Origin of the sequence: Pseudomonas migulae (genome assembly GCF_043225285.1) — a bacterium.
In the GTDB taxonomy this organism is placed as follows: domain Bacteria; phylum Pseudomonadota; class Gammaproteobacteria; order Pseudomonadales; family Pseudomonadaceae; genus Aquipseudomonas; species Aquipseudomonas migulae_C.
In genome coordinates this window covers 3,680,208-3,697,154 of sequence record NZ_CP171224.1, presented here as the reverse complement: position 1 = coordinate 3,697,154, position 16,947 = coordinate 3,680,208, and the positions used below count along the sequence as shown (strand labels likewise).

At 59.2% G+C, this 16,947-nt stretch carries 13 protein-coding genes; 7 read left to right on the top strand and 6 right to left on the bottom strand.

From position 1 onward, the window contains the following. Positions 1-60: 60 nt before the first annotated feature. The gene (gene kdgD / locus ACF6ZU_RS16915) at positions 61-972 is read right to left on the bottom strand and encodes a 5-dehydro-4-deoxyglucarate dehydratase (RefSeq protein WP_392885279.1); all 912 of its coding nucleotides are present in this window, start codon (positions 970-972) and stop codon (positions 61-63) included. A gap of 326 nt (positions 973-1,298) precedes the next feature. On the opposite strand from kdgD, the gene ACF6ZU_RS16910 reads away from it, so the two are divergent. Continuing rightward, positions 1,299-1,676, top strand: a complete 378-nt coding sequence (locus ACF6ZU_RS16910; protein ID WP_392885278.1) for a hypothetical protein — start codon at positions 1,299-1,301, stop codon at positions 1,674-1,676. 50 nt (positions 1,677-1,726) lie between these two features. On the opposite strand, the gene ACF6ZU_RS16905 is transcribed toward ACF6ZU_RS16910, so the two are convergent. From ACF6ZU_RS16905 to ACF6ZU_RS16890, 4 genes are all read right to left on the bottom strand, one after another. Then, complete coding sequence (locus tag ACF6ZU_RS16905; protein ID WP_392885277.1) at positions 1,727-2,476, bottom strand: FadR/GntR family transcriptional regulator; 750 nt, start codon at positions 2,474-2,476, stop codon at positions 1,727-1,729. Between the two features lie 188 nt (positions 2,477-2,664). After that, positions 2,665-4,392, bottom strand: a complete 1,728-nt coding sequence (locus ACF6ZU_RS16900; protein ID WP_392885276.1) for an ABC transporter ATP-binding protein/permease — start codon at positions 4,390-4,392, stop codon at positions 2,665-2,667. 97 nt (positions 4,393-4,489) lie between these two features. Beyond that, positions 4,490-5,050 carry a response regulator transcription factor gene (locus ACF6ZU_RS16895; RefSeq protein ID WP_017336511.1) on the bottom strand — a complete coding sequence of 187 codons (561 nt, stop codon included), beginning with the start codon at positions 5,048-5,050 and terminating at the stop codon, positions 4,490-4,492. Then, on the bottom strand, positions 5,043-6,305 hold the full coding sequence (locus ACF6ZU_RS16890; RefSeq protein WP_392885275.1) for an ATP-binding protein: 1,263 nt from the start codon (positions 6,303-6,305) through the stop codon (positions 5,043-5,045). The genes ACF6ZU_RS16895 and ACF6ZU_RS16890 overlap by 8 nt, the downstream gene beginning before the upstream one ends. A 207-nt stretch (positions 6,306-6,512) precedes the next feature. On the opposite strand from ACF6ZU_RS16890, the gene ACF6ZU_RS16885 reads away from it, so the two are divergent. Then, positions 6,513-7,229: an SIMPL domain-containing protein gene (locus ACF6ZU_RS16885; RefSeq protein WP_392885274.1), complete on the top strand. Its 717-nt coding sequence runs from the start codon at positions 6,513-6,515 to the stop codon at positions 7,227-7,229. Positions 7,230-7,419: 190 nt separating this feature from the next. Here the strand turns inward: ACF6ZU_RS16885 and ACF6ZU_RS16880 are convergent, their stop codons facing one another. Further along, the gene (locus ACF6ZU_RS16880) at positions 7,420-7,716 is read right to left on the bottom strand and encodes a hypothetical protein (RefSeq protein WP_392885273.1); all 297 of its coding nucleotides are present in this window, start codon (positions 7,714-7,716) and stop codon (positions 7,420-7,422) included. Positions 7,717-8,219: 503 nt separating this feature from the next. Here ACF6ZU_RS16880 and ACF6ZU_RS16875 point away from each other — a divergent pair. The 5 genes from ACF6ZU_RS16875 to ACF6ZU_RS16855 all read left to right on the top strand — a co-directional run bounded on the left by ACF6ZU_RS16875 (position 8,220) and on the right by ACF6ZU_RS16855 (position 16,882). Next, the gene (locus ACF6ZU_RS16875) at positions 8,220-9,821 is read left to right on the top strand and encodes an ABC transporter substrate-binding protein (protein ID WP_392885272.1); all 1,602 of its coding nucleotides are present in this window, start codon (positions 8,220-8,222) and stop codon (positions 9,819-9,821) included. A 258-nt stretch (positions 9,822-10,079) separates the two neighbouring features. After that, positions 10,080-11,705: an ABC transporter substrate-binding protein gene (locus ACF6ZU_RS16870; RefSeq protein WP_392885271.1), complete on the top strand. Its 1,626-nt coding sequence runs from the start codon at positions 10,080-10,082 to the stop codon at positions 11,703-11,705. A 309-nt stretch (positions 11,706-12,014) separates the two neighbouring features. Further along, on the top strand, positions 12,015-13,616 hold the full coding sequence (locus tag ACF6ZU_RS16865; protein ID WP_392885270.1) for an ABC transporter substrate-binding protein: 1,602 nt from the start codon (positions 12,015-12,017) through the stop codon (positions 13,614-13,616). A gap of 176 nt (positions 13,617-13,792) precedes the next feature. After that, on the top strand, positions 13,793-15,208 hold the full coding sequence (locus ACF6ZU_RS16860; protein ID WP_392885269.1) for an OprD family porin: 1,416 nt from the start codon (positions 13,793-13,795) through the stop codon (positions 15,206-15,208). A gap of 78 nt (positions 15,209-15,286) precedes the next feature. Continuing rightward, positions 15,287-16,882 carry an ABC transporter substrate-binding protein gene (locus ACF6ZU_RS16855; protein WP_392885268.1) on the top strand — a complete coding sequence of 532 codons (1,596 nt, stop codon included), beginning with the start codon at positions 15,287-15,289 and terminating at the stop codon, positions 16,880-16,882. The last annotated feature ends 65 nt before the right edge of the window (positions 16,883-16,947 follow it).

Below are 16,947 nucleotides of genomic sequence, written 5' to 3'. Positions count from 1 at the left end.
GGGAGAACTCCTCACGCAAAAGGCCGCTGATCACTCAGCGGCCTTGTTTAATCGGGTGTGTTACTGCGCACCTTGCTTGTCGATCAGCGCGGCGAGCAGTTCATACTCTTCGCGGGTCAGATCGGTCAGCGGTGCACGCACCGGACCTGCGTCATAGCCGGCAATTTTTGCCCCGGCCTTGACGATGCTGACTGCGTAGCCGGCTTTGCGGTTACGGATGTCCAGGTACGGCAGGAAGAAGTCGTCGATGATCTTGCCGACAGTGGCGTGATCTTCGCGGGCAATGGCGTGGTAGAAATCCATCGCGGTTTTCGGGATGAAGTTGAACACCGCCGAGGAGTAGACCGGTACGCCCAGCGCCTTGTAAGCAGCGGCGTACACTTCAGCGGTCGGCAAACCACCCAGGTAGCTGAAGCGATCGCCGAGGCGGCGACGGATCGACACCATCAACTCGATATCGCCCAGGCCATCCTTGTAGCCGATCAGGTTCGGGCAACGCTCGGCCAGACGTTCCAGCAGCGGTGCGGTCAGGCGGCAGACGTTACGGTTGTAAACCACTACGCCGATCTTCACCGATTTGCACACGGCTTCAACGTGGGCAGCAACGCCGTCCTGGCTGGCTTCGGTCAGGTAGTGCGGCAGCAGCAACAGGCCTTTGGCGCCCAGACGCTCGGCTTCTTGTGCGTATTCGATGGCTTGACGGGTCGAACCGCCAACGCCGGCCAGAATCGGCACGCTGGTTTCGCAGGTGTCGACGGCGGTCTTGATGATTTCCGAATATTCGCTGGCCGCCAGAGAGAAGAACTCACCGGTGCCGCCCGCGGCGAACAACGCCGTGGCGCCGTATGGGGCCAGCCATTCGAGACGCTTGATGTAGCCCGCGCGATGGAAATCGCCCTGAGCATTGAAATCGGTAACCGGGAAAGACAGCAGACCGGAAGAAAGGATGGACTTCAGTTCTTGTGGATTCATTATTCGAACACCCTGGGTAGCACGTTTGTGTGTGAGGAAATCGTTCAGCCTGCGCTGAAGTTGTAGGTCATCGTACAACTTAAAAAACAACCGTCAACTGCATTTCATCGCCATGGCTTGAATTGGGTGCCAAAAATTGTCTTTCAGGCATCGAGTCAAACGACGTCCAATCAAGCAATCCCGCGCATCGCAGACCTTTTCAACCTGTCTGAACACGTGCGGAAATACCCGGAAAAAATCGCCACCGGCATGACCTGAGCTCATCACCTAGAGTTCTGTGACTGCCGCGAATGGATCGTGGCGGACCTGGCACGGAGCGCCCAAAAATGAATTTCCCCTTACCGATTCTTCCCCAGTTTCCACGCTCGGAATCCCATCAAACAGCCGTCGTTACGCTTTCGCAGCTGAGGGATTGTTTGATCGTCAAATTGCCGGAGCCTGAGGATTTCCCGCCGAACTGGGACGTGTATCCGATTCTGGGACGTGATCCGGAAGAGCCGGACTGGCGAGGTATCGAAGAACCGACCGGTTTTTGGGACGACGCCTTGGAGGACGTGGTGAACCGGACAGGGATCGAACTGAAGATCCCGAAAGCAGAGCTGGAAAAGTACGGAGGGACGACGGTCGAATTGCGTTACAAGTTTGCGGATGAGTCGAGCCTGGAGCCCTGCTCGGAACCGTTGTTGATCCTTATCGAGCCTTGATGCCGGCCATGCGATCGTTCCCACCGCATGGGAACGATCCGGACAGGTGCTTAACCGCGCTGCGCTTCGGCTTCTTCATGGGCATGACGCAAGCGTTCACGGCTGTTGGTCAGGTGCAAGCGCATTGCTGCCCGCGCGGCATCGGAGTCCTGGCGCGCAATCGCGTCGTAGATTTCTTCGTGCTCGCGGCTCAGCCGGCCCATGTAGTGCTGCTGGTCATCGTGGGCCAGGCGTGCCGAGTTGAGGCGGGTGCGCGGAATGATGCTGGTGCCGAGGTGGGTCATGATGTCGGTGAAGTAGCGGTTGCCGGTCGACAAAGCGATCTGCAGGTGGAACTGGAAGTCCGAAGCCACGGCATCACTGGCGTGGGCCGCGCTTTCGTTCAAGGCATCCAGCGCGGCGCGCATCAGGGCCAGCTGCTCGGTACTGCGACGTTGCGCGGCGAGGCCGGCGGATTCCACTTCGAGGCTGATGCGCAGTTCCAGGATCGCCAGTACATCACGCAGCGTCACCACGGTAGCCGGGTCGATACGGAAACCGCTCGGGCTCGGGGTGTCGAGCACGAAGGTGCCGATGCCGTGGCGGGTTTCCACCTGGCCGGCGGCCTGCAACCGGGAAATCGCCTCGCGCACCACGGTGCGGCTGACGCCATGGGCATCCATGATCGCCGACTCGGTGGGCAACTTGTCGCCCCGCTTGAGGTGACCGTCGCGGATCTGCTCGGACAGCACCGTCACCAGTTCCTGTGCGAGGCTGCGGCGCTTGCGAGGGAGGCGTGGTACGTCGATCGGGTTTTCCATGGTGGACGTCTGTCTCGAAAAATTCGGCTGAAACCGCATCATAACGCAACGCGGTTGTACGATCACCCCGCCCTCTGTAGGAGCGAGCCTGCTCGCGATGGTCTTCAACGAAAACGCTGAAAGTCTGACACTCCGCGGCGTTCTCAGGTCCATCGCGAGCAGGCTCGCTCCTACAGGGGCTGTGGTGGTCAGGCGGTCACGGTCTGGTCCACCAAATGGCCGTTGTCGATTCGAACGTGGCGAGGGTGGAAGCGTTTCAGGCTGCTGCGATGCCCGACGCTGACAATGCTCAACCCCGGAATTTCATCGATCAACGCCTGATACAGCGACGCTTCGTCCTCTTCATCCATCGCCGAGGTCGCTTCATCCATGTACAGCCATTGCGGCGCATAAAGCAGCGCGCGGGCGAAGGCCAGGCGTTGTTGTTCACCCGGAGAGAGCATGCGCTGCCAGTGATTGGCTTCATCCAGTCGCGACACCAGGTGCGGCAAACGACAGGTTTCCAGCACGTGAACGTAGCGCTCCTGCGGATAGGTTTCGCCCGGCTGTGGATAACTCAGCGCATCGCGAAGGGTGCCAATCGGCAGGTAAGGCTTTTGCGGCAGGAACAGATAACGCGCCGCCGGCAGACGAATGCTGCCATGGCCCGCCGGCCACAGATGCCCCATTGCCCGCAGCAACGTCGACTTGCCGCTGCCGGAACGGCCACTGAGCATCACGCGCTCGCCCTCCTCCACGGTCATGTCGGCACTGGTCAACAGGTGACGACCATCCGCCAGATCCAGGCCGAGGTTGTGCACTTTCAAGGTTGAACCGGAGTTCTGCACGTCGATGGCTGGCGCACGATCTTCGTTATCGCTCATGGCCTCGCGGAAACTCAGCAGACGATCACAAGTCGCGCGCCATGAAGCAAGGCTCTGGTAAGCATTGATGAACCAGCTGAAACTTTCCTGCACGTTGCCGAACGCCGAGCTGATTTGCATCAACTCACCGAGTTCGATCTTGCCGGACAAGTAACGCGGCGAAGCGACAATGAACGGGAAGATAACCGCGGCCTGACTGTAACCGGCCGTGAAGAAGGTCAGGCGCTTGGACACTTTCATGATGTCCCAGAAGTTATGCCAGACCATGCCGAAGCGCGTGCTCAACCGACGATGTTCGTTCGGTTCGCCGTTGTACAGGGCAATGCTTTCGGCATTCTCGCGAATCCGCACCATGGAGAAACGCAGGTCGGCTTCGAAGCGTTGTTGTTGATTGTTCAGGCCGATCAGGCGACGGCCAATCAAATGCGTCAGCCAACTGCCCACCACGGCATAAACCAGTACGCACCAGAACATGTAGCCGGGGATGGTAAAGCCCCACACTTCGATGCTGCCCGATACGCCCCACAGAATGATCGAGAACGACACCAGGCTGACGATGTTGCGCAGCAAGCCGATGCCGAGTTCCAGGGTGTTCGAGGTGAAGTTGTTGAGGTCTTCGGAAATCCGCTGGTCCGGGTTATCGGTGTAACCGCCCTGCTCCAGCTGGTAGTAATTCTTGTCGGCGAGCCAGCGGGCAAAATACTTCTCGGTGAGCCACGCACGCCAGCGGATCGTCAGCATCTGCGTCAAGTAGAGCCGGTATACCGCGCCGACAATGGCGACGGCTGCGATCCCGCAGAAATAGATGATCAGCCGCCAGAATGCCGCTTCATCCTTTTGTTGCAGGGCGTTGTAAAAATCCTTGTACCAGGTGTTGAACCACACCGAGAGCCCTACGCTGACCAGCGACAGCGCAATCACCGCGATCAGCAAAATCCAGGCCCTGCCCTTTTCCTCACTGCGCCAGTAAGGCGTGGTCATTGCCCAGACTTTGCGGAAAAACTGCCCGCGCACAGCATCGTTGACCGCGGAATATTCAGCGTTCTGATTCATGGATAAGGCTCGATAAAGAAAAGTACAGGCACGAACCGATCATAGATGATCGGCTCGGTTTGTCGCGAGGCGCGGCCGGCATTCGTTCAGCGCAGGTTCAGCGACGGACGGGGCGCTTCTGCAGTTTGCGCTGCAGCGTGCGGCGGTGCATGCCCAGGGCGCGGGCTGTGGCGGAGATGTTGCCTTCGTGCTCGGTCAACACGCGCTGGATGTGTTCCCACTGCAGGCGGTCCACCGACATCGGGTTTTCCGGCACCAGGGTGTCGAGGTCGGCGTGCTCGGAAAGCAGCGCGGCCAATACGTCGTCGGCATCCGCCGGTTTGCACAGGTAGTTGCAGGCGCCGCGCTTGATCGCTTCGACCGCGGTGGCAATGCTCGAATAACCGGTGAGGATCACCACGCGCATGTCCGGGTCGAGTTCCAGCAGTTTCGGCAGCAACACCAGGCCGGAATCGCCGTCCATTTTCAGGTCCAGCGCGGCGTAATCCGGGATGTCGGCCTGGGCGATGGTCAGGCCCTCTTCGGCAGAACCGGCGGTGCTGACGCGAAAACCACGGCGGGCCATGGCTCGGGCCATCACGCGGGTGAACGTGGCGTCGTCATCTACCAGCAGCAAATGCGGCAGTTCTTCGCCTTCGACTTGGATCTCGTCACTCATGTTCGTCTCCTCGGGCGACACGGGGCAGGCGCAGCTCGGTGAGCGTGCCGCCTTCCTCATGACTGTAGAGTTTCACTGAGCCGCCGGCGCGTGTCACGCTGGCCTTGCTCAAAAACAGGCCCAGGCCGAAACCTTTGCCCTTGGTGGTAAAAAACGGCTTGCCGATCTGTTCGGCAATGGCCAGCGGCACACCGGCGCCGTGGTCGCGAATGCTGATGGTCAAGTCCTCGGCATTCCAGTCCAGCGTCACTTGCAGCCCTTCGGGGCAGGCATCGGCGGCGTTGTTCAGCAAATTCAGCAGCGCCTGGGTCAGGTCCGGCGGCGGCGCCATGCGCGGCACGGTGCCCTGGCCCAGACGCTGGAAGCGGTAGCTGGCTTCCGGACGCATCAGGTGCCAGCGGTTCAGCGCTTCGTCGAGCCAGTCGGTGACGTCCTGCATCTCCACCGCCAGACGGCGATTGGCTTCCGCCGCCCGCACCAGCTGCTGCAGGGTTTCCTTGCAGAGTTTGACCTGATCCTGCAGCACGCTCAGGTCGTCCTGCAACATCGGGTCGTGATGGTCCTGACGCATTTCCTTGAGCAGCACGCTCATGGTCGCCAGCGGCGTGCCCAGCTCATGGGCGGCACCGGCGGCCTCGGTCGCGACGGCCAGCAACTGCTGATCGCGCAAACCTTCTTCGCGACGGATGGCGCGCAACTCTTCCTGGCGGCGCAGCTCTTCGGCCATGCGCGCGGCGAAGAAAGTGATCACGGCGGCGGCCAGCGCGAAGCTCAGCCACATTCCGTAGACCTGCAGGTTTTCCCGGGCGATCGGGAACGTTTGCAGCGGATAGAAACCCGCCAGCAGCAAGGTGTACATCGCCAACGCGATGCCCGACAGGATCACCGAGTAGCGCCATGGCAGCGTCACGGCGGCGATGGTCAGCGGCACCAGGTAATAAGAGACGAAGGGGTTGGTCGAGCCACCGGAGAAATACAGCAAGGCGCTGTGGATAAACAGGTCGCAGGCCAGTTGCACGGCATATTCAAGTTCGGTGACCGGCCATGAGGTGCGCAGGCGAATCGCCGTGAACGCACACAGCAGCATTGAACAACCAAGGGTCGCAGCCAGCTGGAACCAGGGCAGCGGCAGCAAGTCGAGCCAGTAGGCCAGGCCCACGGAACCGGCCTGGGCGGCCAGCACCAAAGTGCGGATGAACGTCAGCCGCCAGAGGTTCTGGCGAGTCGCGGAAGTGATTTGAACGGCGGCGAGCATGAGCTCTCCTGATGAGCGCTCCAGGCGGATCGCACGGAGTATAACCAAGCAGCGGGGCCGACAGGCAAAAGTGCGGCAAACGGCCACATGCAGGACATGCGCATCTGTATAGAAGTTGTAACTGTGCGAACCGGATCATAAAAGCTAGAGTCTGATGGTTTCACGCAGGCTCGGACCCAACCCCTGCGCATCGTCCAAGGAGTTTTCATGCACACTTTCCGCCGCAGCGCCGCCTTCCTCGCCCTCAGCGCTGGCACCGTCGCCAGCCTCCCGGCCCTGGCCGCCGACGAGCTGCATTACAACCAGATCGCCCTGCGCGCCGAAGTCAGTCAGGAAGTCGCCCGCGACCTGATGATCGTGACCCTCTACACCGAAGAACAAAACACCGACCCGGCCAAACTCGCCGCCGACGTCAGCACCACCATGAACAAGGCACTGGCCCAGGCCAAACAAGTCAAAGACATCACCCTGCGCCAGGGTAGCCGCAACAGCTACCCGATCTACGACACCAAGGGCCAGAAAATCACCGGCTGGCGTGAACGCGCTGAACTGCGCCTGGAAAGTTCCGACTTCGCCGCCCTGTCGAAACTGACCGGTGAACTGCTGACCGACCTGAAAATGGGCGGCATGGACTTCGCCATCGCCACCCCAACCCGCAAGGCCAGCGAAGACGCCCTGCTCAAAGACGCCGTGACCGCCTTCAAGGCCCGCGCCCAACTGGCGACCGACGCACTGGGCGGCAAAGGCTACAAAATCGTCAACCTGAACCTGAACAGCAACGGTTATCCACAACCGTACATGCGCGGGCCGATGATGATGAAAGCCGCAGGCATGGACTCCGCGCCAGTGACGCCAGAAGTTGAAGCCGGCACCAGCCAGGTCAGCATGACGGCAGATGGGTCGATTGAAGTGTTGATGCCTTGATTCGATAGCCCGTACACAAAAACGGCGACCACCGAAGTGATCGCCGTTTTTTTTATGCCCCCGGAAAATCGACGCATCCCGATCCTGTAGGAGCCGGCTTGCTGCGGGCGGCGTTCCGACGATGGCGGCCGTAGCAGCACCGTAAAATCCGGAATCTTTCGCCAGCAAGCCGGCTCCTACAAAGGGCGTATTACATCCGCGAAATCAGGTCGTCTGGCAGGCCACCATCGCCAGCAAGCCGGCTCCTACAAAAGTTCGGGTACATCCGCGAAATCAGGTCGTCTGGCAGGCCGCCATCGCCGGCAAGCCGGCTCCTACAAAGGTTCGGGTACATCCGCGAAATCAGGTCGTCTGGCAGGCCGCCATCGCCGGCAAGCCGGCTCCTACAAAGGTTCGGGTACATACGCGAAATCAGGTCGGCTGACAGGCCGCCATCGCCGGCAAGCCGGCTCCTACAAAAGCAGGTCGGCGTACACCCGCTTTTCACCACTCATCAGGTCGAGCGTTAGCTCGCCTGCAGCTTTTGATTTTGATCTGCCCGCCCCTTCGGGAGGCCGAGTGGAGGTTCTGCGCAGTGGGCAACCCGGCATGGATGCCGGGTTAGCCGCCCCCGGCCATGGATGGCCGATGGCGGCGGGCCCACGGAGCAGGACCGGAGCGAGGGAACGCCGAGCCTTGGCGAGGGGCCGGACGCCGGGGCGAGACCTTTTGGTTCCTTTTGGGGCGTTTGCCAAAAGGGACTCGCCGTAAGGGCGAAACCATAGGCGGCCGTTACCGCAGGAATGGATATGTATACCTGAATGAAAATGGTCGGCTAACAGGCCGCCATCGCCAGCAAGCCGGCTCCTACACTCCGGAATGTACATACCCGGAAAACAGCCCGAATATACCGAGATAGAGGGGTCCCCCTCACAAACGGATATTTCCGCCCAACACGTCTACACCGCTACTCTGAGGAAAATATCGACGCCCAAATCCCCCGGGGACTCCATGCAACGAACCACCGTCAAACCACTGTTACTCGCCCTAGCGCTAGCCACCACAGCCCCACTGGCCCAAGCCGCCACCACCCTGGTCTACTGCTCCGAAGCCAGCCCCGCCGGGTTCGACCCCAGCCAATACACCAGCGGCACCGACTTCGACGCCTCGGCCGAAACCGTCTTCAACCGCCTCACCCAATTCAAACGCGGCGGCACCGAAGTCGAAGCCGGCCTGGCGACAAACTGGGACGTCTCAAACGACGGCCTCACCTACACCTTCCACCTGCGCGACGGCGTGAAATTCCACACCACCGACTACTTCACCCCGACCCGCGACTTCAACGCCGACGACGTGCTGTTCACCTTCCAGCGCCTGCTCGACCCGGAAAATGCGTTCCGCAAGGCCTACCCCGCCGAGTCGCCGTACTTCACCGACATGGACCTGAACAAAACGATCAAGAGCGTCGACAAGGTCGACGAACACACCGTGCGTTTCAGCCTGAACAACATCGATGCCGCCTTCATCCAGAATCTGGCGATGAGTTTCGCTTCGGTGCAATCCGCCGAATACGGCGCGAAGTTGTTGAAGGAAGGCAAGGCGGCCGACATCAACCAGAAACCCGTCGGCACCGGCCCGTTCGTGTTCAAGCGCTACCAGAAGGACTCGCAGATCCGCTACGCCGCCAACAAGGCCTACTGGAAACCCGAGGACGTGAAAATCGACAACCTGGTGTTTTCGATCACCCCGGACGCCGCCGTACGCTTGCAGAAACTCAAGGCCGGCGAATGCCAGGTCAGCGGCTACCCGCGCCCGGCCGACATCGAAGTGATGGAAAAGGACCCGAACCTGCGCGTGCTCAAGCAAGCCGGTTTCAACCTCGGTTTCCTGGCCTACAACGTGACCCATCCGCCGCTGGACCAGCTCAAGGTGCGTCAGGCGCTGGACATGGCCATCGACAAGCCCGCAATCATCAAGGCGGTTTACCAAAGTGCCGGGCAATTGGCGCAAAACGCCCTTCCGCCAGCGCAATGGTCTTACGACCCGAACATAAAAGACGCGCCCCACGACCCGGTAAAAGCCAAGGCGCTACTGAAAGAAGCAGGGGTTGCACCCGGTACCACCATTAATTTGTGGGCCATGACCGTGCAGCGTGCGTCGAACCCCAATGCGCGGATGTCGGCGCAGATGATCCAGCAGGATTGGGAGAAGGTCGGCATCAAGGCCAACATCGTCAGCTACGAGTGGGGCGAGTACATCAAGCGCGCCAAGAACGGCGAGCACGACGCGATGATCTATGGCTGGACCGGCGACAACGGTGACCCCGATAACTGGCTCGGCGTGCTCTACAGCTGCGCCGCCGTGAAGGGCAGCAACTACGCCAAATGGTGCGACCCGGCGTACGACAAGCTGGTGCAGGAAGCCAAGGTCTCCACGGACAAGCAGCAGCGGGTGAAGCTGTACCAGCAGGCCCAACAAATCCTTAAGCAACAAGTACCTATCACGCCGATCGCCAACTCGACCGTGTTCCAGCCCTTGCGCAAGGAAGTCACCGACTTCAAGATCAGCCCGTTCGGCCTCACACCCTTCTACGGTGTGGGTATAAATAAGTAACACCGCGCTCCAACCGGGGGCAACCGACACCCCGGTTGCCCTCCGCCGGTGCGTGGTTTGCACCGAAAAAATTACACGCAAACGGTCAAATGCGCGTCAATTTATACATATGCGACATTAAGGTACGTTCGTGCCACTGTTTAAGGCTTGTGGCCATTCAACATCTTGCATTGGGTATGGCCCCTGCATAAGTATCCGCAGGCACGACTCACGAGGTCGTCCTCAAATTCAAAAATGACAACAAATCATGAGGCCACCATGCTTAAACACGCGGTCATTCCGTTTTTAGTCGGCGCCAGCTTGTTGGCTGCCGCGCCGTTCGCTCAAGCTGCGAGTAACCTGGTGTTCTGCTCCGAAGGGAGCCCGGCCGGTTTTGATCCGGGCCAGTACACCACCGGAACCGACTTCGACGCCTCTGCAGAAACCATGTTCAACCGCCTGACCCAGTTCGAGCGCGGCGGCACCGCCGTGATTCCTGGCCTGGCAACCAGCTGGGACATTTCCCCGGACGGCCTGACTTACACCTTCCACCTGCGTGATGGTGTCAAGTTCCACACCACTTCGTATTTCAAGCCGACGCGTAACTTCAACGCCGACGACGTGCTGTTCACCTTTAATCGCATGATTAACAAGGATGATCCGTTCCGTAAGGCGTACCCGACCGAATTCCCGTACTTCACCGACATGGGGATGGATACCAACATCACCAAGATCGATAAAGTCGACGATCACACCGTCAAGTTCACCCTGAAAGAAGTCGATGCCGCGTTCATCCAGAACATGGCGATGAGCTTCGCGTCGGTGCAGTCTGCCGAGTACGCTGCCCAGCTGCTCAAGGACGGCAAAGCCGCCGACATCAACCAGAAGCCGGTCGGCACTGGTCCGTTCGTGTTCAAGAGCTACCAGAAAGACTCCAACATCCGCTATACCGGGAACAAGGACTACTGGAAGCCTGAAGACGTCAAGATCGACAACCTGATCTTCGCCATCACCACCGACCCGTCGGTGCGTATCCAGAAGCTGAAAAAGGGCGAGTGCCAGATCACTCTGTTCCCGCGTCCAGCCGACCTGAAGGCACTGAAAGAAGACAAGACCCTGAAAGTGCCTGACCAGGCTGGTTTCAACCTGGGTTACATCGCCTACAACGTGATGGACAAGATCAAGGGCAGCAATGAGCCTAACCCGTTGGCCCAACTGAAAGTGCGTCAGGCACTGGACATGGCCGTCAACAAGCAGCAGATCATCGACTCTGTTTACCAGGGCGCAGGTCAACTGGCCGTCAACGCCATGCCGCCGACCCAGTGGTCTTACGACACCACCATCAAAGATGCCAAGTACGATCCTGCAAAAGCCAAAGAGCTGCTGAAGGAAGCCGGCGTCAAGGAAGGCACCGAAATCGTTCTGTGGGCGATGCCGGTTCAGCGTCCGTACAACCCGAACGCCAAACTGATGGCTGAAATGCTGCAGTCTGACTGGAAGCAGATCGGTCTGAACGTCAAGATCACCAGCTACGAATGGGGCGAGTACATCAAGCGCTCCAAAGGCGGCGAGAACCAGGCGATGCTGATTGGCTGGAGCGGCGACAATGGTGATCCGGACAACTGGCTGAACGTGCTGTTCGGCTGCGACTCGCTGGAAGGCAACAACTTCTCCAAATGGTGCGACAAGAAGTTCGACGGCATCGTAAAAGAAGCCAAGCGCACGACCGATCAGGGCAAGCGCACCGAACTCTACAAGCAGGCACAACACGTCCTCAAGGACGCTGTTCCAATGACACCTATCGCTCACTCGACGGTGTTCCAGCCTATGCGCAACGAAGTACAGGATTTCAAGATCAGCCCATTCGGCTTGAACTCCTTCTACGGCGTTAGCGTCAGCAAATAAGATCTGGCAACGGCGACGTTTTTGACGTCGCCGTTGTTTTATCTACCGATAAAGTGGGAAACAACCTACATCCATTGCCGCTGAGTACTACAACAGCGGTGTCGGGCGCGTTGAACTTTCCTACGAGTCTTTAGGACTCTACGCATTTACTGCCGGACCCACGGCTCTTACCGTCGGGATCTGACCAGTTCATGTGTGGGCTATCGGTTATTGCTGCATGTCATGGCTTGCGATCAATGAGGCCTCCACGTCTCCGGACGGGGCGGCGGCGCATTGAAAAACACATCGAGAAAGAGAAAAGGGAGCGTCATGCGCCATACCTTGGTTTTATCCGCATTGCTGGGCACCGGCCTGCTGGCCGCCACTTCCATCAGCCAGGCCGCCAATAACAGCCTGGTGTTCTGCTCCGAGGGCAGCCCCGCTGGCTTCGACACCGCGCAGTACACGACCGCGACCGATAACGACGCCGCCGAGCCGCTGTACAACCGCCTGGCAGAGTTCGAAAAAGGCGCCACCAACGTCGTCCCTGGCCTCGCAACCAGCTGGGATATTTCCGAAGATGGCCTCAAGTACACCTTTCACCTACGCGAAGGGGTGAAATTTCACACAACGAAGTACTTCACGCCGACCCGCGATTTCAACGCCGACGACGTGCTGTTCACCTTCAATCGCATGCTCGATCCGCAGCAACCTTTCCGTAAGGCTTACCCGACCGAATTCCCGTATTTCAACGGGATGAGCCTGAACAAGAACATCGCCAAGGTCGAAAAGACCGGGCCGCTGACCGTGGTCATGACGCTCAACAGCGTGGACGCCGCGTTCATCCAGAACATCGCCATGAGCTTCGCCGCCATCCTGTCCGCCGAATACGCCGACAAGCTGCTCGCCGAAGGCAAACCAAGCGACATCAACCAGAAGCCGATCGGCACCGGGCCGTTCGCCTTCAAGAGCTACCAGAAAGACTCCAACATCCGTTACACCGGCAACAAGCAGTACTGGGACCCGAGCCGGGTCAAGCTCGACAACCTGATCTTCGCCATCAACACCGATGCGTCGGTGCGCGTGCAGAAGCTCAAGGCCAACGAGTGCCAGATCACCCTGCACCCTCGCCCTGCCGATGTTGACGCCCTGAAGAACGACACCAAGCTCAAACTCATCGAGAAGCCCGGTTTCAACCTCGGCTACATCGCCTACAACGTGCGCCACAAACCGTTCGACCAGCTCGAAGTGCGCCAGGCGCTGGACATGGCGGTGAACAAGCAGGGCATTCTCAACGCCGTCTACCAGGGCGCCGGTCAACTGGCGCAGAACGCAATGCCGCCGACCCAGTGGTCCTACGACGAAACTATCAAGGACGCCGCCTACAACCCGGAAAAAGCCAAGGAACTGCTCAAGGCTGCCGGCGTGAAGGAAGGCACCGAAATCACCTTGTGGGCGATGCCGGTTCAGCGTCCCTACAACCCGAACGCCAAATTGATGGCCGAAATGCTCCAGGCTGACTGGGCGAAGATCGGCCTCAAAGTGAAGATCGTCAGCTACGAATGGGGCGAGTACATCAAGCGCACCAAGAATGGCGAGCACGACATCAGCCTGATTGGCTGGACCGGTGACAACGGGGACCCGGACAACTGGCTCGGCACCCTGTACAGCTGCGACGCCATTGGCGGCAACAACTACTCCCAATGGTGTGATCCGGCTTACGACAAGCTGATCAAACAGGCCAAGGTCGTCACCGACCGTGACCAGCGCACCGTGCTTTACAAACAGGCCCAGCAGTTGCTCAAGCAGCAAGTGCCGATCACGCCTGTCGCCCATTCAACGGTCAACCAGCCGTTGAGCGCCAAAGTCGAAGGATTCAAGGTGAGTCCGTTCGGCCGCAACGTGTTCTCGGGTGTCAGCCTGGAAAAATAACCGAAAAGCTAAAGAAACGTCTGGGGGCGGAATTCCGCCCTCATGCAGACGTATTGCCGTAATTCGCCAAAAAGGATTACAGCAAACGTTTGCGATGCCTGAGTGAGTTGTAAACCGATAGCCGTATCACCAAAAAAGATCGGCATTAAAAAAAAAGAAAGTAAGGAGCTTCACCCATGAAACTGAGCAGCACTGCGTTACTGGCTTTGGCCATCAGCAGCGTTACCGCCACGGCTTACGCAGAATCCCAGAGCCAGGCTTTCACCCCGGTAACCGTGAAAGAAAAGAGCGCCCAAAGCGAGGCCACCGGCTTCGTCGAAGGCCAATCGGTGACAGGCTCCACGCGTAACTGGTATGCCAATGAATCGTTCCGTCGTGGCGCAACCTTGCGCTACAAGGACAACGGCGTATTGAAAGAAACGGATCGTCGTATCAACTGGGTGCAAGGCACCATCATCAAGTACAACTCGGGCTTCACCGAAGGCACCGTAGGCTTCAGCACTGAAATTGCAGCCTACAACGCTATCGCCCTGGATCGTGACCGCAAGGATCTGGCATCCGGCAATGGCGGCGCACCTGAGCCTGGTCGCGTGCGCCCCGGCAACAACCGTACCCTGACCGAAGACGGCGGCGACGCGGTTGATCAGTGGAGCAAACTGGGCCTGGCCAACGTCAAGGCTCGCTTCTCCAACACTACATTGACTGCCGGCCGCCAGAACTTCAGCAGCCCGCAAGTGGACGTGATCGGTAACCGTCCTCTGCCGTCGAGCTTCGAAGGCGTGACCCTGCACAGCGAAGAGCTGGAAAACCTGTCCTTCGACCTCGGCACCTTCGATCGCAACTCGCCGCGTACCGAACAGAGCCAGCGCAAGTTCCGCTCCGAATACGGCGACAGCAGCGCCGAAGCCGATCACGTCAACACCGCCGGTATCACCTACCAGCCGTTCGCCAGCCTGACCACCAGCCTGTGGGGCACCCAGGCTGAAGACCTGTGGAACCAGTACTACTTCGGCGCCAGCCACGTGTTGGGCGACAGCTCGATCCTGAGCCTGACCACCGGCCTGAACTACTACAAAACCGTCGATGAAGGCAAAGCCAAGCTGGGTCAGATCGACAACGACACTTATTCCCTGTCGTTCGGCCTGACTCACACCGCGCACACCCTGACGTTCTCGTATCAGGAAGTGAACGGCAACGAGTACTTCGACTACCTGCACGAAACCAACGGCATCTACCTGGCCAACTCCCTGCTGTCGGACTTCAACGGCCCGAACGAGAAATCCTTCCAGATCGCCTACGGCCTGAACATGGCTGAATACGGCATCCCAGGCCTGAAGTTCAACATCTACCAGGCCCGTGGCTGGGGCATCGACGGTACTCACTACAACAGCACCGGTTACGACGTGAAGTCGATGGACGGCGAGCACCATTACGAATACGGCATCGGCACTTCGTACGCCGTGCAGACCGGCCCGCTCAAGGCCACCACGGTTCGCGCGACCTACACCACTCACCGCGCCAGTGAAAACCAGGCGGATGGCAGCCTGAACGAGTTCCGTCTCGTGACCACCATCCCGTTCAACATTCTGTAATGCACCTGCCGAACGGCTGATTCAGTGACGAATCGGCCGTTCGGCTTTAGTCCTTTAACCGATTGCAGAGGGTTCTTGATGAAAATGCTTCCCCTACGTGCAGCCATCGCGGCTGCGTTGCTGAGTGTTGCCGTTGGCGTCTCGGCCAAACCCCTGGTGGTTTGCACCGAAGCCAGTCCGGAAGGCTTCGACATGGTTCAGTACACGACTGCAGTCACAGCCGATGCGGTGGCCGAAACCATCTTCAATCGTCTGGCGGACTTCAAGCCCGGCACCACGGAAGTGATTCCGGCGCTGGCCGATTCCTGGGACATCAGCGAGGACGGCCTGACCTACACGTTCCACCTGCGCAAAGGCGTCAAGTTTCACACCACCGATTACTTCAAGCCGACCCGCGACATGAACGCCGACGACGTGGTCTGGAGCTTCCAGCGTCAGCTGGACCCGAATCACCCGTGGCACAAACTGTCGAGCGTGGGCTTCCCGTACTTTGAAAGCATGGGCTTCAAGGAGCTGCTGAAAAGCGTCGAGAAAGTCGACGACAACACGGTCAAGTTCACCCTGACCCGCCGCGAAGCGCCGTTCCTGGCCGACATCGCCATGGCCTTCTCGTCGATCTACTCCGCCGAGTACGCCGACCAGCTGCTCAAGGCCAACAAGACCGCCGACCTGAACAACAAACCAGTCGGCACCGGCCCGTTCATCTTCCAGCGCTACAACAAGGATGCCCAGGTTCGCTTCAAGGCCAACCCGGAGTACTTCCGTGGCAAGCCACCGGCCGAGGCGCTGATCCTGGCGATCGCCACCGACAACAACGTGCGCCTGCAGAAACTCAAGGCCAACGAGTGTCAGGTCGCGCTGTACCCGAAACCGGATGACATTCCGAGCATCAAGAAAGACGACAAGCTGAAAGTCGATGAAATGAACGCCATGACCGTTGCGTACATCGCCATCAACACGACGCACAAATATTTGAGCGATGTGCGCGTGCGCAAAGCCATCGACATCGCCTTCGACAAGGAAGCGGCCGTCAACGCGCTGTTTGGCAAAGGCAATGCAACCGTGGCGGTCAACCCGTACCCTGACACGCTGCTGGGCTACAACCACAGCCTGAAAAACCCGGCTCGCGACCTCGACAAGGCCCGCGCCCTGTTGAAGGAAGCAGGTGTTCCGGAAGGCACCGTGTTCACCCTGTTCACCCGCAACGGCGGCGGCGCGACCAACCCGAACCCGATGCTCGGCGCACAGATGATGCAGGCCGATCTCGCCAAAGTCGGGATCAAAATCGACATTCGCGTCATGGAATGGGGTGAAATGCTCAAACGTGCGAAGAACGGCGAGCACGATATGGTGTCTGCCGGATGGGCGGGCGATAACGGCGACCCGGATAACTTCCTGACGCCTATGCTCAGTTGCGAAGCCGCGAAGAACGGCGAAAACTACGCACGCTGGTGCAATGACAAGTTCCAGACCCTGCTCGACCAGGCTCGCGAAAAGGTCGATCCGGCAGAACGCGCGGCGCTGTATGAGCAGGCCCAGGTGATTTTTAACCAGGATCAACCGTGGATCAGCATCGCACACACTAGAATGTTCACCGCAATGCGCAACAATGTAGAGGGTTATCACATTAGCCCTCTCACCACTAATAACTTCGCCACCACCCAGGTGAAGTAGATAAGAAAACTCCCGGTGTCCCTGACTCCAGGGACACCAGGCACGCCTAACCGGCTGATGAGGTA

Coding starts and splice junctions, on each gene's coding strand:
- ACF6ZU_RS16875 (WP_392885272.1), top strand. CDS start 8,220: ATGCAACGAACCACCGTCAAACCACTGTTACTCGCCCTAGCGCTAGCC.
- ACF6ZU_RS16870 (WP_392885271.1), top strand. CDS start 10,080: ATGCTTAAACACGCGGTCATTCCGTTTTTAGTCGGCGCCAGCTTGTTG.
- ACF6ZU_RS16905 (WP_392885277.1), bottom strand. CDS start 2,476: ATGGAAAACCCGATCGACGTACCACGCCTCCCTCGCAAGCGCCGCAGC.
- ACF6ZU_RS16895 (WP_017336511.1), bottom strand. CDS start 5,050: ATGAGTGACGAGATCCAAGTCGAAGGCGAAGAACTGCCGCATTTGCTG.
- ACF6ZU_RS16885 (WP_392885274.1), top strand. CDS start 6,513: ATGCACACTTTCCGCCGCAGCGCCGCCTTCCTCGCCCTCAGCGCTGGC.
- ACF6ZU_RS16860 (WP_392885269.1), top strand. CDS start 13,793: ATGAAACTGAGCAGCACTGCGTTACTGGCTTTGGCCATCAGCAGCGTT.
- kdgD (WP_392885279.1), bottom strand. CDS start 972: ATGAATCCACAAGAACTGAAGTCCATCCTTTCTTCCGGTCTGCTGTCT.
- ACF6ZU_RS16855 (WP_392885268.1), top strand. CDS start 15,287: ATGAAAATGCTTCCCCTACGTGCAGCCATCGCGGCTGCGTTGCTGAGT.
- ACF6ZU_RS16900 (WP_392885276.1), bottom strand. CDS start 4,392: ATGAATCAGAACGCTGAATATTCCGCGGTCAACGATGCTGTGCGCGGG.
- ACF6ZU_RS16865 (WP_392885270.1), top strand. CDS start 12,015: ATGCGCCATACCTTGGTTTTATCCGCATTGCTGGGCACCGGCCTGCTG.
- ACF6ZU_RS16910 (WP_392885278.1), top strand. CDS start 1,299: ATGAATTTCCCCTTACCGATTCTTCCCCAGTTTCCACGCTCGGAATCC.
- ACF6ZU_RS16890 (WP_392885275.1), bottom strand. CDS start 6,305: ATGCTCGCCGCCGTTCAAATCACTTCCGCGACTCGCCAGAACCTCTGG.